Annotated in this window: 11 protein-coding genes; 4 read left to right on the top strand and 7 right to left on the bottom strand. The window is 49.3% G+C overall.

Features of this window, described 5'->3' with window-relative positions; genetic code table 11:
* Nucleotides 1–88: 88 nt before the first annotated feature.
* From parC to ftsP, 3 genes are all read left to right on the top strand, one after another.
* A complete protein-coding gene (gene parC, locus ACJHYO_RS02195; protein WP_001281888.1) occupies nt 89–2,347 on the top strand; it encodes a DNA topoisomerase IV subunit A in 2,259 nt (752 codons plus the stop codon).
* A 234-nt stretch (nt 2,348–2,581) separates the two neighbouring features.
* Nucleotides 2,582–3,319, top strand: a complete 738-nt coding sequence (gene plsC, locus ACJHYO_RS02190) for a 1-acylglycerol-3-phosphate O-acyltransferase (protein ID WP_000965712.1) — start codon at nt 2,582–2,584, stop codon at nt 3,317–3,319.
* A 74-nt stretch (nt 3,320–3,393) separates the two neighbouring features.
* The gene (gene ftsP / locus ACJHYO_RS02185; RefSeq protein WP_000059395.1) at nt 3,394–4,806 is read left to right on the top strand and encodes a cell division protein FtsP; all 1,413 of its coding nucleotides are present in this window, start codon (nt 3,394–3,396) and stop codon (nt 4,804–4,806) included.
* A 70-nt stretch (nt 4,807–4,876) separates the two neighbouring features.
* On the opposite strand, the gene ACJHYO_RS02180 is transcribed toward ftsP, so the two are convergent.
* The 7 genes from ACJHYO_RS02180 to ACJHYO_RS02150 all read right to left on the bottom strand — a co-directional run bounded on the left by ACJHYO_RS02180 (nt 4,877) and on the right by ACJHYO_RS02150 (nt 12,352).
* On the bottom strand, nt 4,877–6,181 hold the full coding sequence (locus ACJHYO_RS02180; protein ID WP_085455537.1) for a TRAP transporter large permease: 1,305 nt from the start codon (nt 6,179–6,181) through the stop codon (nt 4,877–4,879).
* 10 nt (nt 6,182–6,191) lie between these two features.
* Complete coding sequence (locus ACJHYO_RS02175) at nt 6,192–6,656, bottom strand: TRAP transporter small permease (RefSeq protein WP_219121305.1); 465 nt, start codon at nt 6,654–6,656, stop codon at nt 6,192–6,194.
* 59 nt (nt 6,657–6,715) lie between these two features.
* Nucleotides 6,716–7,699 (bottom strand): TRAP transporter substrate-binding protein, encoded by a 984-nt coding sequence (locus tag ACJHYO_RS02170; RefSeq protein ID WP_000645961.1) that lies wholly within the window; start codon nt 7,697–7,699, stop codon nt 6,716–6,718.
* Nucleotides 7,700–7,771: 72 nt separating this feature from the next.
* On the bottom strand, nt 7,772–8,782 hold the full coding sequence (locus ACJHYO_RS02165) for an Ldh family oxidoreductase (protein ID WP_000214542.1): 1,011 nt from the start codon (nt 8,780–8,782) through the stop codon (nt 7,772–7,774).
* A gap of 10 nt (nt 8,783–8,792) precedes the next feature.
* The gene (locus ACJHYO_RS02160) at nt 8,793–9,809 is read right to left on the bottom strand and encodes a zinc-binding alcohol dehydrogenase family protein (RefSeq protein WP_000853929.1); all 1,017 of its coding nucleotides are present in this window, start codon (nt 9,807–9,809) and stop codon (nt 8,793–8,795) included.
* Nucleotides 9,806–11,278, bottom strand: a complete 1,473-nt coding sequence (locus tag ACJHYO_RS02155) for a mannitol dehydrogenase family protein (protein ID WP_085455536.1) — start codon at nt 11,276–11,278, stop codon at nt 9,806–9,808. Before ACJHYO_RS02155 ends, ACJHYO_RS02160 begins: the two co-directional genes overlap by 4 nt.
* A gap of 324 nt (nt 11,279–11,602) precedes the next feature.
* Nucleotides 11,603–12,352 (bottom strand): FadR/GntR family transcriptional regulator, encoded by a 750-nt coding sequence (locus tag ACJHYO_RS02150; RefSeq protein ID WP_000438655.1) that lies wholly within the window; start codon nt 12,350–12,352, stop codon nt 11,603–11,605.
* 251 nt (nt 12,353–12,603) lie between these two features.
* Between ACJHYO_RS02150 and ACJHYO_RS02145 the strand changes: the two genes are divergently transcribed.
* The gene (locus tag ACJHYO_RS02145) at nt 12,604–14,823 is read left to right on the top strand and encodes a YgiQ family radical SAM protein (protein ID WP_000095186.1); all 2,220 of its coding nucleotides are present in this window, start codon (nt 12,604–12,606) and stop codon (nt 14,821–14,823) included.

The following is a 14,823-nucleotide window of genomic DNA, read 5'->3' as shown; positions in this document are numbered from 1 at the left end:
TCCTGTGACTCGACGCGGCAGATAATGTAGTATCTCCGGCAATATTGCCCCTTTGAAGGCTGGCGAATAAGTTGAGGAATCAGAATTAATGAGCGATATGGCAGAGCGCCTTGCGCTACATGAATTTACGGAAAACGCCTACTTAAACTACTCCATGTACGTGATCATGGACCGTGCGTTGCCGTTTATTGGTGATGGTCTGAAACCTGTTCAGCGCCGCATTGTGTATGCGATGTCTGAGCTGGGCCTGAATGCCAGCGCCAAATTTAAAAAATCGGCCCGTACCGTCGGTGACGTACTGGGTAAATACCATCCGCACGGCGATAGTGCCTGTTATGAAGCGATGGTCCTGATGGCGCAGCCGTTCTCTTACCGTTATCCGCTGGTTGATGGTCAGGGGAACTGGGGTGCGCCGGACGATCCGAAATCGTTCGCGGCAATGCGTTACACCGAATCCCGGTTGTCGAAATATTCCGAGCTGCTATTGAGCGAGCTGGGGCAGGGGACGGCTGACTGGGTGCCAAACTTCGACGGCACTTTGCAGGAGCCGAAAATGCTGCCTGCCCGTCTGCCAAACATTTTGCTTAACGGCACCACCGGTATTGCCGTCGGCATGGCGACCGATATTCCACCGCATAACCTGCGTGAAGTGGCTCAGGCGGCAATCGCATTAATCGACCAGCCGAAAACCACGCTCGATCAGCTGCTGGATATCGTGCAGGGGCCGGATTATCCGACTGAAGCGGAAATTATCACTTCGCGCGCCGAGATTCGTAAAATCTACGAGAACGGACGTGGTTCAGTGCGTATGCGCGCGGTGTGGAAGAAAGAAGATGGCGCGGTGGTTATCAGCGCATTGCCGCATCAGGTTTCAGGTGCGCGCGTACTGGAGCAAATTGCTGCGCAAATGCGCAACAAAAAGCTGCCGATGGTTGACGATCTGCGCGATGAATCTGACCACGAGAACCCGACCCGTCTGGTGATTGTGCCGCGTTCCAACCGCGTGGATATGGATCAGGTGATGAACCACCTCTTTGCTACCACCGATCTGGAAAAGAGCTATCGCATTAACCTCAATATGATCGGTCTGGATGGTCGTCCGGCGGTGAAAAACCTGCTGGAAATCCTCTCCGAATGGCTGGTGTTCCGCCGCGATACCGTGCGCCGCCGACTGAACTATCGTCTGGAGAAAGTCCTCAAGCGCCTGCATATCCTCGAAGGTTTGCTGGTGGCGTTTCTCAATATCGACGAAGTGATTGAGATCATTCGTAATGAAGATGAACCGAAACCGGCGCTGATGTCGCGGTTTGGCCTTACGGAAACCCAGGCGGAAGCGATCCTCGAACTGAAACTGCGTCATCTTGCCAAACTGGAAGAGATGAAGATTCGCGGTGAGCAGAGTGAGCTGGAAAAAGAGCGTGACCAGTTGCAGGGCATTTTGGCTTCCGAGCGTAAAATGAATAACCTGCTGAAGAAAGAACTGCAGGCAGACGCGCAAGCCTACGGTGACGAACGTCGTTCGCCGTTGCAGGAACGCGAAGAAGCGAAAGCGATGAGCGAGCACGACATGCTGCCGTCTGAACCTGTCACCATTGTGCTGTCGCAGATGGGCTGGGTACGCAGCGCTAAAGGCCATGATATCGACGCGCCGGGCCTGAATTATAAAGCGGGCGATAGCTTCAAAGCGGCGGTGAAAGGTAAGAGCAACCAACCGGTAGTGTTTGTTGATTCCACCGGTCGTAGCTATGCCATCGACCCGATTACGCTGCCGTCGGCGCGTGGTCAGGGCGAGCCGCTCACCGGCAAATTAACGTTGCCGCCTGGAGCGACCGTTGACCATATGCTGATGGAAAGCGACGATCAGAAACTGCTGATGGCTTCCGATGCGGGTTACGGTTTCGTCTGCACCTTTAACGATCTGGTGGCGCGTAACCGTGCAGGTAAAGCTTTGATCACCTTACCGGAAAATGCCCATGTTATGCCGCCGGTGGTGATTGAAGATGCTTCCGATATGCTGCTGGCAATCACTCAGGCAGGCCGTATGTTGATGTTCCCGGTAAGCGATCTGCCGCAGCTGTCGAAGGGCAAAGGCAACAAGATTATCAACATTCCATCGGCAGAAGCCGCGCGTGGCGAGGATGGCCTGGCGCAACTGTACGTTCTGCCGCCGCAAAGCACGCTGACCATTCATGTTGGGAAACGCAAAATTAAACTGCGTCCGGAAGAGCTACAGAAAGTCGCTGGCGAACGTGGACGCCGCGGTACGTTGATGCGCGGTTTGCAGCGTATCGATCGTGTTGAGATCGACTCTCCTCGCCGTGCCAGCAGCGGTGATAGCGAAGAGTAATATGCCGGGGAGGGCGCTGTTTCCTCCCGCTTGCAAGGAACGCCGGATGAAACGTTAAGTCGTCATCCGGCAGCGTATTCAATCCCCGGAAACGATAAAAATTCCCTTGAAACCGTTGTTTATTCATGCGTTGCGATTAACAATACGCTTTTCCAGAGAGCGGCTTTTAACAATGCCCTAACCTGATTTTCAGGTGACGTACAATGCCAGTCTCTCAGACCTTCAGAGGGTGTTATGCTATATATCTTTCGTCTTATTATTACCGTGATTTACAGCATCTTAGTCTGTGTATTCGGCTCCATTTACTGCCTTTTCAGCCCGCGTAACCCGAAACATGTGGCCACCTTTGGGCATATGTTTGGCCGTCTTGCGCCGCTTTTCGGCCTGAAAGTGGAGTGCCGCAAACCTGCAGACGCTGAAAGCTACGGCAATGCTATCTATATTGCTAACCACCAGAACAATTATGACATGGTGACGGCATCGAACATTGTGCAGCCGCCGACAGTGACGGTAGGTAAAAAGAGCTTGCTGTGGATCCCCTTCTTCGGGCAGTTGTACTGGTTAACCGGCAACTTATTGATCGACAGAAACAATCGCACTAAAGCTCACGGCACTATTGCGGAAGTAGTGAATCACTTCAAAAAACGCCGTATTTCCATCTGGATGTTCCCGGAAGGAACCCGCAGCCGTGGTCGCGGCCTGCTGCCGTTCAAGACCGGGGCATTTCACGCGGCAATTGCGGCGGGCGTCCCGATTATACCCGTGTGCGTCTCTACAACTTCGAATAAGATTAATCTTAATCGGCTACACAACGGTCTGGTGATTGTCGAAATGCTGCCGCCAATTGACGTCAGTCAGTATGGCAAAGATCAGGTTCGCGAGTTGGCTGCCCATTGTCGTTCGATAATGGAACAAAAAATCGCCGAGCTCGATAAAGAAGTCGCAGAACGCGAAGCCGCCGGAAAAGTTTAAGTCGGCAATCTGTATTTTTGCGGGGAACACTTTCCTGCACGGTATTACTTTAGCCAGTTTTACATGGAGCAAATATGTCACTCAGTCGGCGTCAGTTCATTCAGGCATCGGGGATTGCACTTTGTGCAGGCGCTGTTCCCCTGAAGGCCAGCGCAGCCGGGCAACAGCAACCGCTACCCGTTCCGCCGCTGCTTGAATCTCGCCGTGGGCAACCGCTGTTTATGACTGTACAACGTGCGCACTGGTCATTTACGCCAGGGACACGCGCGTCGGTTTGGGGAATCAATGGTCGTTACCTGGGGCCGACTATCCGCGTCTGGAAGGGCGACGATGTTAAGCTTATTTACAGCAACCGCCTGACAGAAAATGTCTCAATGACGGTGGCCGGGCTACAGGTACCTGGCCCGCTGATGGGCGGTCCGGCACGGATGATGTCGCCAAATGCTGACTGGGCACCCGTACTGCCCATTCGCCAGAACGCAGCTACTCTGTGGTATCACGCCAATACTCCCAACCGCACGGCTCAGCAGGTTTATAACGGCCTTGCCGGAATGTGGCTGGTGGAAGATGAAGTCAGTAAATCGCTGCCTATCCCCAACCATTATGGTGTGGATGATTTTCCTGTCATTATTCAGGATAAACGGCTGGATAACTTTGGTACGCCAGAATATAACGAACCGGGAAGCGGCGGCTTTGTTGGCGATACGCTACTGGTTAACGGTGTACAAAGCCCGTACGTTGAAGTCTCGCGTGGCTGGGTGCGCTTGCGTCTGTTGAACGCGTCGAACTCTCGTCGCTATCAACTACAGATGAGCGATGGTCGCCCGTTACATGTGATTTCTGGCGATCAGGGATTCCTGCCCGCTCCTGTATCGGTGAAGCAACTTTCGCTGGCACCGGGCGAGCGTCGTGAGATTCTGGTGGATATGAGCAACGGTGATGAAGTGTCGATTACCTGTGGCGAAGCGGCGAGCATTGTTGATCGTATTCGTGGCTTCTTTGAGCCATCCAGCATTCTGGTTTCTACGCTGGTGCTAACGCTGCGCCCAACCGGCCTTCTGCCGCTGGTCACAGACAGTCTTCCGATGCGTTTGCTGCCAACTGAAATCATGGCCGGTTCGCCGATTCGCAGTCGCGATATTAGTCTGGGTGATGACCCGGGGATTAATGGACAACTGTGGGACGTCAACCGTATTGATGTCACCGCGCAGCAAGGAACGTGGGAACGCTGGACGGTACGCGCGGACGAGCCGCAAGCGTTCCATATTGAAGGCGTGATGTTCCAGATCCGTAACGTGAATGGCGCGATGCCGTTCCCGGAAGACAGAGGCTGGAAAGATACCGTTTGGGTTGACGGGCAAGTGGAGCTGCTTGTTTATTTCGGTCAGCCTTCCTGGGCGCACTTCCCGTTCTACTTCAACAGTCAGACGCTGGAAATGGCGGACCGTGGCTCGATTGGGCAACTGTTGGTCAATCCGGTACCGTAATGGACCAATTCAATGCCCCACAGAGTGGTGGGGCATTGAAAATTACTCAGTATGCAGTCTTCATTGTGTATCAGGTCGAAAATAATCCTGGCAACATCAGACTAAGCTGCGGGAAATAACAAATAATTGCCATTACTACAAACAATGCCAGAAACATCGGCAGTAATGGTTTTATTGCCCTGTCGATACTGACCTTACCAATGCTGCACCCCACAAACAGAATGGTGCCGACAGGTGGTGTGCAAAGGCCAATGGTTAAGTTGAAAACCATAATGATGCCGAAGTGAATCGGATCAATCCCCAGATGCTGGGCGATCGGCAGGAAAATAGGTGTAAATATCAGGATCGCCGGCGTGATATCCATAAAGGTACCGACGATCAACAGAATGATATTAATAATAAATAGAATGACCCATTTGTTATCCGAAACGCGGGTAATCAGTTCGTTGATCAACTCAGGAACATCAGCATTCGTCATGGCCCATGACATCCCCATCGAGCAGCCTACCAGTAACAGAACAATTGAACTGGTTACTACCGAATCTAACAGAATATCATTGAGCTTCTTAAGAGTGATTTCCCGGTAAATCATCGCCAGGGCTAAACTATAAATTACCGCAATTGCCGATGCTTCTGTAGGCGTAAATACCCCGGCGATAATACCGCCAATAATGATAAAAATAAGCATCAGGCTAGGAATTGATTCGCGGAATACTTGTAAAAACTGACGAAAATTGATGCGTTCGGCCACTGGGTAATGGTGACGTCGGGCATAAAGTGCAGCTACAAACATTAAGGCAACAGCGGTGAGGATGCCCGGCAGATATCCAGCTAAGAACAACGCAGCGACAGAAGTCCCGCCACTGGCGAGGGAATAAACAATCAACACATTGCTCGGTGGGATCATCAGGCCAATGGGTGCAGAGGCAATATTAACCGCTGCTGAAAACGCCGGATCATATCCCTCTTTTTCTTGCAGTGGTGACATAATCCCACCTACCGCTGCGGCTGACGCAACGGCTGAACCTGAAATCGCACCAAACAGTGTATTCGCGAGGATATTACAATGAGCCAGTGAGCCAGGAAGACGCCCAACTAATGCTTGCGCCAGGTTAACCAGTCGTCTGGCTATACCACCGGTATTCATAATGTTTCCGGCTAACACGAAGAAGGGAATGGCTAATAGCGTAAAGCCATCCAGCCCTACAGTCATTTTTTGTGAAATAACAGAAATGGCGGCATCGGGTGGTAAGGCAGTAATAATAGATAACAGCGAAGAAAGACCAATCGCAAAAGTAATTGGCACACCTATTGCCAGCATGACGGCAAAACTGCCAAATAAAATTAAGACGGGGTAGATATATTCAAAGTCCATATTTCCCTCGTTAATGAAAATTCCGTTTACGATAGTTGTCAATAATATTCATTACTGAATACCAGACCAGAATAAGCCCACTGACAGGCATAACCCAATATACTTTATCCATTGGCCATTTTAATACTGGAGAGATTTGTCCAACATGTTGTGCTTTTTCAACAACAATATTCCCGCCATAGATCATGAAAATAACCGCAAAGACCGTAATAATAATTTGGATAAAACTGTCAAGCGTCAGAACAGATGCAGCCGGAAGTTTTTGAGCCAACAAATCAATGGCCAGATGTTTTTTTAACCCCGCAGTATATACACCGCCAAGTAAAATCATCCACATAAATAAAATCTGGGTGAACTCATCAAGCACAGTGCTGGGAGCGTTAAAAATAAAACGTGCAATAACTTGCCAGGTTACGCAGAACACCATAATGGCGAGAATAATGCAGCAACATCCGGCAAGGATCTTATTAAGAATATGAGTGAGTGTTCACATAAGTCTTCCATGAAAAGGCAGGAATTACCTGCCCATTAGGGTTACATACTTTCTACTAGCTCAAGGTTTTTGGCTGATTGTGCATCTTTCGCCTTGAATTCATCGTATAACGGTTTGACGCGTTCTTTGAAAGCGGATTTATCAACATCAACAACTGTTGCGTTCATCCCTTTCATTTTGTCGTAGGCTTCTTTTTCAGCCGCAGGCCAAATGACGTCCTTCATCTGCATCATTGACTCATCGGCTGCTTTTAATAATGCCGTGCGCTCTTTATCACCAAGTTTATTCAACACGTCGGTGCTGATAATTAACACATCAGGTACCATGGTGTGTTCATCACGTGAATAGACTTTTGCGACTTCGGCGTGACGCATATCGGCATAGACAACGGTATTGTTCTCTCCGCCATCAACCACTCCTTGCTGAAGTGCGGTGTAGAGTTCGCCTTGCGCCATCGGGGTAGCGACACCACCGAGTGCTTTCATCATTGCAATGGCGCTGGGGCTTTGTTGAACCCTGATTTTCATTCCCGCTAAATCTTCAGGTTTTGTAATCGGTTTATTGGAATAAAAACTTCTCGCACCGCCGTCATAGTACGTAATACCAACAAAACCTTTGCTTTCTGATGAATTAAGTATTTTTTTACCTAAATCACTTTGCAGAACACGATAATAGTGATCACGGTCGCGGAATAAGAACGGCAGACTGAAAAGGCTGTAATCCGGAGCAAATGATTCTAGTGATGCGGCATTAACCTTAACCATCTGTAATGCACCGGAGTTCATTAATTCCAGTGATTCACGCTCATTACCTAATGTCGCATTTGGGTAAATGCGAATAACTAATTCACCATTAGAATACTCTTTGGTTTTATCCGCTAAATAGCTTAATGCTTTATGGACAGCATGGCTTTTATCCTGATTATGACTCAGTTTTAATGTTGTTTTTGCCAGTGTGGTATTAGATATTAATAAACAACTGGTTAACAGCATAAGCGATGCCGTCAGAGGACGAAGTGCTTTCATATCCTGCTCCTGGTTAATATAACAGAAACGATAAATACAGCGCTTTTCTATCGTTATAATAAAAAATAGTGATTAATTCTCTGCCAGATAATGGAATATTCCTGCCGGAACCGGAATACCTTCCTGTTGGCATTTTTCTTTGTAGTGCATTTGCGGATCGTTCGGCGCTAACACTTTTTCGACACCAGGAGCCGGTTTAACGGCATGCAGCTCCGTGACCATTTTCGCCATAGTTTTTGCAAAAACAGGATTGCCGAGCTTTTTCGGATCGATGGCAATAACCAAACTTGCCAGCTTACGCATCTTGTCATAATCACCATACATGCGAACAATATGGTTGCCAAAATTCGCATTCATCAGCACGCCAGTCAGTGCATCAATAGCCAGTGCAATGCCTGAACCTTTGTGTTGGCCGAAAGGTAGCAGGTTTTCAATCTTATACGGATCAGTGGTGCCATAACCGTTTTTATCTATCGCCAGCCCTTCACCAATATGTTTTCCGGTTTCCTTTGCATGAAGTATTTTGCCGAAAGCCGTGGCACTGGTCGCCATATCAACAATCATCGGATGGCTGTTTTCCACCGGGAAACCAAAGGCGATGGGGTTAGTTCCCAAAAAGCGCTCGGCGCCGCCATGGGGAGCCACACAGGTATCGGTTTGCGTCATTACGATAGCAACCAACCCTTTGTTGGTGATCATCTCCGCAAAATAAGATAACGCACCACAGTGAGACGTGTTTTTAACGCTAACAAAACCGAGACCCTCTTGCTGGGCCAGTTTAATAGCGTGCTCAGTGGCGCTAATTAATGCGGAATGCCCCATTCCGTCGTCAGAGTCGAGAATGGCCACTGACGGTGAAATTTGCTCAATGCTAAACTGCGGGGCTTTATTTAACCCTCCGGCAGCAAGGCGGGTGCAATAATGTTCGACACGCATAACACCATGTGAATGCACACCGGTAATATCGGCATGTACTAAAACATCTGTCACCTGTTGTGTGGTGTCGGTATCCAGCCCGGCGGTATGTAATTTGTGGTGCACCAGTGATTTTAAATTTTCTTCACTGACATAAACAGTTGTCATATTTGTTCCCTTAAAAAGTGATCACACCTTTGACCATATTTTTATTTTCTACAACGTTACGCTGGTAATCTTCGCCAACACTAAAGAAATCGAACGCCTGGTTTTTCATTAAATTTTCGTGAATTTTATTGCTGCGCATCAGTTCAATCACCAACGCAAAATCTTCCTGTGTGGCATTGCGGCTGCTGAGTAACGTTGTCTCTTTTTTATGGAAGGTCGGATCGTCAATAACAAGTTCACCAATGTACAAACCGATGAAAACAATTTTGCCGCCATGACGAATAAGATTTACATCATGACTCATTGAAGCTTTATTTCCCGTCGCATCCAGTACTACGCAAGCCAGTTCGCCTCCAAAGGCCTCACGAAGCGCGGCAATAAAATCTTCCTGTGTGGGATTGAAGGCATTAATCGCCAGATGATCCACAACGTGCTGGCGACGTTGACAGTCAATATCAGCAACAACAACATGTGCCCCTTTAGCCCTGGCGATGGCTGCGGTAGCCAGACCGATTGGCCCAGCGCCAACCACCAGTACGTTTTGTTCAGCCTTGATCTCTGCCCGACGAACGGCATGTGCACCAATGGCGAAACATTCAACCAATGCTCCGGCACTGTCGCTGACCTCGTCAGGGAGAGGCACAAGGTTGTCTTCACGTACCGCAAGATACTCACTAAAACCCCCATCCTGATGCACGCCATACAGCGAAACACGTTCGCAGCAGTTCGTTTTCTCTTCCCGACAGGCTGCGCACTCGCCACACGGAATGCATGGGATGACGGAATAGCGCTGGCCTGATTGTGCTGTTTGGCACTGGCTGCCTCGCGAAACCGCTTCGGCGCATATTTCATGACCTAATACACGTGGGTAGCTAAAAAAAGGCTGTCTGCCGGCAAAAGCGTGAATATCAGTACCACAAATACCCACAGCTTTGATTTTTAACAGCACTTCATTATCTGCTGGTGTGGGAATATCCTTTTCCACATATTCCATAACGCCAGGCTGCTGGCAAATTAATGTTTTCATTTCTGCTCATCCGATAATAATTGGCTGATGGTGGCCTTGATGCCTTTGTTTTTTATATTCGCAAAGGCGATTTTTATTTCATTTATAAATGGCTGATGGTTGCTTAAATCACCAAATATGGCGCTAAGGTGCAGTAATGCGAGCGCCTGTTGCCATGCGTCTTGTTGTTCCTTTATTAGCGTCTGAAATTGGTCATTCATTGGATCAGCGACAGACTGGCTTTTCTCAACAGCATCAATGACATAATGCAACCAACCAGCAACGAGCAGTGACAGAACAGCATTGTTTTGTTTTTGCTGATGCAATTTCAGCCAGGGCGTCAGTGCACGCTGGGGAAGCTTTTGTGAACCGTCCATGGCTATTTGCCCGGTACGGTGTGCAACGTTACGGTTGCTAAAGCGTTCAATTAACAGGTCGGCGTATTCCTGGATGTTGATATTTAAGTCTGGATTAAGTGTTCGGGCTTGTTCATTAATCATCAGTTGGTGGGTAATGGAACGAAAATTAGCGTCTTCCATGCATTGCCAGATAAACTCATAGCCAGCCAGTGAGCCGTTATAAGCCAGAAATGAATGGCTACCATTTAACATGCGTAACTTCATCTCTTCATAAGGCTGAACATTGCTGACAAACATCGCGCCGGCTTTATCCCATTCCGGTCGTCCGCGCACAAAATTATCTTCGATCACCCACTGACGAAATGATTCGCAGACGATCCCGCAGGGATCGGCATAACCGGTTTTAGTTTCCAGTAAGGCGAATTGCGATTCAGTCATTGCCGGAACAATGCGATCGACCATCGTGCCTGGAAATGAGACATTTTCTTCGATCCACTGAGCCAGGGGCTGGTCCAGTTGTCGGGCAAAACCGAGAACGGCATTGCGCGTCAGATGCCCATTGTCTGGCAAGTTGTCACAGGAGAGCACACTAAAAGCGGCGAGTCCTGCCGCTTTACGTTGTTGCAAAGCACAGACGATCACGCCAATAGCCGACTGAGGCGCATCCGGATTTTGTAGATCGTGGTTGATTAATCCATTGGTGAGATCAAGTGATCGCGTTTGCGGATCGAGACAATAGCCTTTCTCGGTGATAGTTAATGAAACGATTTTTACCTGAGGTTCAGCCAGTTTATGGATTGCTGCGGCAATGCCATCTCTGGGGGTATGAATACCGCCAGCCACCGAACGCACAAGGCGTGAGGTAGATTGCGATGCAGATGTTTCCACAACCGAAAACAGCCCATTTTGCGCATTTAAGTTTTCGATCAGTTGAGCATCACCAAACAGGTTGATCTCAAAGATCCCCCAGCGGGTGTCCGAAAGTTGATTAGTGAGATCCGTGTAGACAGCCTGGTGTCCGCGATGAAAAGCGCCAAAACCAATATGGACAATATCTGCCTGTAACTCGTCCCGAGGCCAGGTGGTTACCTGATCATAGTGGGCGACAGCGATACTTTCGTTCCCTGACATTATGCTCTTACTCCTGGTAGCTGGTGTGTATAGACCAATTTACATAATTCACTAGACCAAAAACAGAGAGATGCATCACGCTTGCAGAGAAAGGCAAAAGTACGAAACAGAACAACAAGGCGTTATTTATATCTGTATCAATGAGTTATATGAATAAAATGAAAGGAAAGTTTTTTAGAGGTCAGTTTTTGGGATAATTGCCGCTAATCTAAGATATCTGATGATAATCGATTTATTAGACCAATTGAAAAGAGAGCGTGTACCAGTGGAGGGCGGAAGGCAGAGCCGGCGTTATTTTTTCCGCCAGCTCTGGACTAATGAAGGTTAACGAGCGAAGAAAAAGTCATCAAAATCGCTGATGGAAGCGTCTTGTTTGAAGATTTTGATCAGTTCATTTTTGCTGTTTTCCAGATGTCTCCAGGACGCTTCCCTGGCGAGCTCTGAATCTTTCTGTTGCAGAGCCAGGAAAATAGCCCGGTGATCTTCCAGCCATTGCAGACGCAAATGCTTTTCATGCAGGTACTTGTAGTTAAGTTTCTTCCAGCGGGGGTTTTCTGTACGAACTGCCCGCCATAATTCAGCAGCTTGTTTGATGAGTACCCGATTTTGCGTCGCTTCGGCAATAATGCTATGAAAACGATGATCCAGGTCTTCAAATCTATCACTTTCCGCAGCGATAGCGTTTTCCTGCAAACTAATGATTTTCTTTAACTCTTGTAACTCGTTAAAGCTGATCTGGCTGGCTGCAAAACCAGTAATATTGCTCTCAATCACCTGACGCGCCTGCAACAGTTCAAACGGGCCAATTTCTGAATAGGGCATTAATGATTTCTGGTTGAGCTTATCGGTGGAGTCGACAAAGAAAATCCCTGACCCTTGCTTCACATTCAATACGCCTTTCAGTTCCAGCATAATGATGGCTTCACGAATGGTAGTTCGGCTGGTATTAAACCGCTCGCTCAGTTCACGTTCTGAAGGTAAGCGTTCTCCGGCCTTAAATACGCCTGAATACAGCAGCTCTTCAATCTGTAGACCAATATCGTAATAGCGGCGCTTTGTAATAACCTGTTCCATACCTTGCCTTACTGTGGGTGTCCTCGGATAGCCGATCGTCGTGCCATATGATTTGAACGTTGCTGATCGGCATAAATAGTAGCGGCAGTTGCCACGATACCGCCAGCCTTAAATGTGCTTGCCCAAGTTGGGCAGTGAAAAACCTCACCAGGGTATTTCGCCACCGTTCATCAACATCACTTCATTTCCGCGCGTGATACAGCGTATAATCCCCGGCCTTTGATTATTTTTTTACCATTTCTGGAAGCAAAATGAGCTCTATCTCCCTGATCCAACCGGATCGCGACCTGTTCTCCTGGCCGCAGTACTGGGCCGCCTGTTTTGGACCGGCACCGTTTTTGCCGATGTCACGTGAAGAGATGGATCAACTTGGCTGGGATAGCTGCGACATCATTTTGGTTACTGGCGACGCGTATGTCGATCACCCAAGCTTCGGGATGGCGATTTGCGGTCGTATGCTGGAAGCGCAGGGCTTTCGTGTCGGGATCATCGCCCAGCCAGACTGGAGCAGTAAAGACGACTTTATGCGTCTGGGTAAACCGAATCTGTTTTTCGGTGTTACTGCTGGCAACATGGACTCGATGATCAACCGCTATACCGCCGATCGCCGTTTACGTCATGACGATGCCTACACGCCAGATAATGTCGCGGGTAAGCGTCCGGATCGCGCCACACTGGTTTATACCCAACGTTGTAAAGAGGCGTGGAAAGATGTGCCGGTGATCCTCGGCGGTATTGAGGCCAGCCTGCGCCGTACCGCGCATTATGATTACTGGTCCGATACCGTGCGCCGTTCTGTGCTGGTGGATTCGAAAGCCGACATGCTGATGTTTGGTAACGGTGAGCGTCCGCTGGTGGAAGTGGCGCACCGTCTGGCGATGGGCGAGCCGATTAGTGAAATCCGCGATGTGCGTAATACCGCGATTATCGTAAAAGAGGCGTTGCCAGGCTGGAGCGGTGTGGATTCCACCCGTCTTGATACCCCAGGGAAAATCGACCCAATCCCGCATCCGTATGGCGAAGATTTGCCGTGCGCGGATAACAAACCGGTAGCTCCGAAAAAGCAGGAAGCCAAAGCTGTAACCGTGCAGCCACCACGCCCGAAACCGTGGGAAAAAACCTACGTGTTGCTGCCTTCTTTCGAGAAAGTGAAGGGCGATAAAGTGCTGTACGCCCATGCTTCGCGCATTCTTCACCACGAAACTAACCCAGGCTGCGCCCGCGCATTGATGCAAAAACATGGCGACCGCTATGTATGGATCAACCCGCCTGCTATTCCGCTTTCTACCGAAGAGATGGATAGCGTCTTTGCGCTGCCGTACAAGCGCGTGCCGCATCCGGCTTACGGTAATGCCCGAATTCCGGCTTACGAAATGATTCGTTTCTCGGTCAACATTATGCGTGGCTGCTTTGGCGGCTGCTCTTTCTGTTCTATTACCGAGCACGAAGGGCGCATTATTCAGAGCCGTTCCGAAGATTCGATTATTAATGAGATCGAAGCGATCCGCGACACTGTTCCAGGTTTTACGGGTGTGATTTCCGATCTCGGTGGGCCTACTGCCAACATGTATATGTTGCGTTGCAAATCGCCACGCGCTGAGCAAACCTGCCGTCGTTTGTCGTGCGTTTATCCGGATATTTGTCCGCATATGGACACTAACCACGAACCGACGATTAACCTCTATCGCCGTGCGCGCGATCTGAAAGGCATTAAAAAGATCCTGATTGCCTCTGGTGTGCGTTATGACATCGCCGTAGAAGATCCGCGCTATATCAAAGAGCTGGCGACCCATCACGTTGGCGGTTATCTGAAGATTGCCCCGGAACATACCGAAGAAGGGCCGTTATCGAAGATGATGAAGCCGGGCATGGGCAGCTATGACCGCTTTAAAGAGCTGTTCGATACTTACTCGAAACAGGCAGGTAAAGAACAGTATCTGATCCCGTATTTCATCTCCGCGCACCCGGGTACGCGTGATGAAGATATGGTGAATCTGGCGCTATGGCTGAAAAAGCATCGCTTCCGCCTCGACCAGGTGCAGAACTTCTATCCGTCGCCGCTGGCTAACTCGACCACCATGTATTACACCGGCAAAAACCCGCTGGCGAAGATTGGTTATAAGAGTGAAGACGTCTTCGTACCGAAGGGCGACAAGCAGCGTCGCCTGCATAAAGCGTTGTTGCGTTACCACGATCCGGCAAACTGGCCGTTAATCCGCCAGGCGCTGGAAGCGATGGGCAAAAAGCATCTGATTGGCAGCCGTCGCGATTGCTTAGTGCCTGCGCCAACCATTGAAGAGATGCGTGAAGCTCGCCGTCAGAACCGCAATACCCGTCCGGCGTTGACTAAACATACGCCGATGGCGACCCAGCGTCAGACGCCTGCTACGGCAAAAAAAGCGTCGTCTACGCAATCTCGCCTGCAGAATGCTGGTGCGAAGAAACGCCCTAAAGCGGCGGTTGGACGTTAA

Origin of the sequence: Escherichia sp. WS1118 (genome assembly GCF_046487695.1) — a bacterium.
GTDB lineage: Bacteria > Pseudomonadota > Gammaproteobacteria > Enterobacterales > Enterobacteriaceae > Escherichia > Escherichia coli.
This window is presented reverse-complemented; position numbering and strand designations above follow the sequence as displayed.

Coding starts and splice junctions, on each gene's coding strand:
- parC (WP_001281888.1), top strand. CDS start 89: ATGAGCGATATGGCAGAGCGCCTTGCGCTACATGAATTTACGGAAAAC.
- plsC (WP_000965712.1), top strand. CDS start 2,582: ATGCTATATATCTTTCGTCTTATTATTACCGTGATTTACAGCATCTTA.
- ftsP (WP_000059395.1), top strand. CDS start 3,394: ATGTCACTCAGTCGGCGTCAGTTCATTCAGGCATCGGGGATTGCACTT.
- ACJHYO_RS02180 (WP_085455537.1), bottom strand. CDS start 6,181: ATGGACTTTGAATATATCTACCCCGTCTTAATTTTATTTGGCAGTTTT.
- ACJHYO_RS02170 (WP_000645961.1), bottom strand. CDS start 7,699: ATGAAAGCACTTCGTCCTCTGACGGCATCGCTTATGCTGTTAACCAGT.
- ACJHYO_RS02165 (WP_000214542.1), bottom strand. CDS start 8,782: ATGACAACTGTTTATGTCAGTGAAGAAAATTTAAAATCACTGGTGCAC.
- ACJHYO_RS02160 (WP_000853929.1), bottom strand. CDS start 9,809: ATGAAAACATTAATTTGCCAGCAGCCTGGCGTTATGGAATATGTGGAA.
- ACJHYO_RS02155 (WP_085455536.1), bottom strand. CDS start 11,278: ATGTCAGGGAACGAAAGTATCGCTGTCGCCCACTATGATCAGGTAACC.
- ACJHYO_RS02150 (WP_000438655.1), bottom strand. CDS start 12,352: ATGGAACAGGTTATTACAAAGCGCCGCTATTACGATATTGGTCTACAG.
- ACJHYO_RS02145 (WP_000095186.1), top strand. CDS start 12,604: ATGAGCTCTATCTCCCTGATCCAACCGGATCGCGACCTGTTCTCCTGG.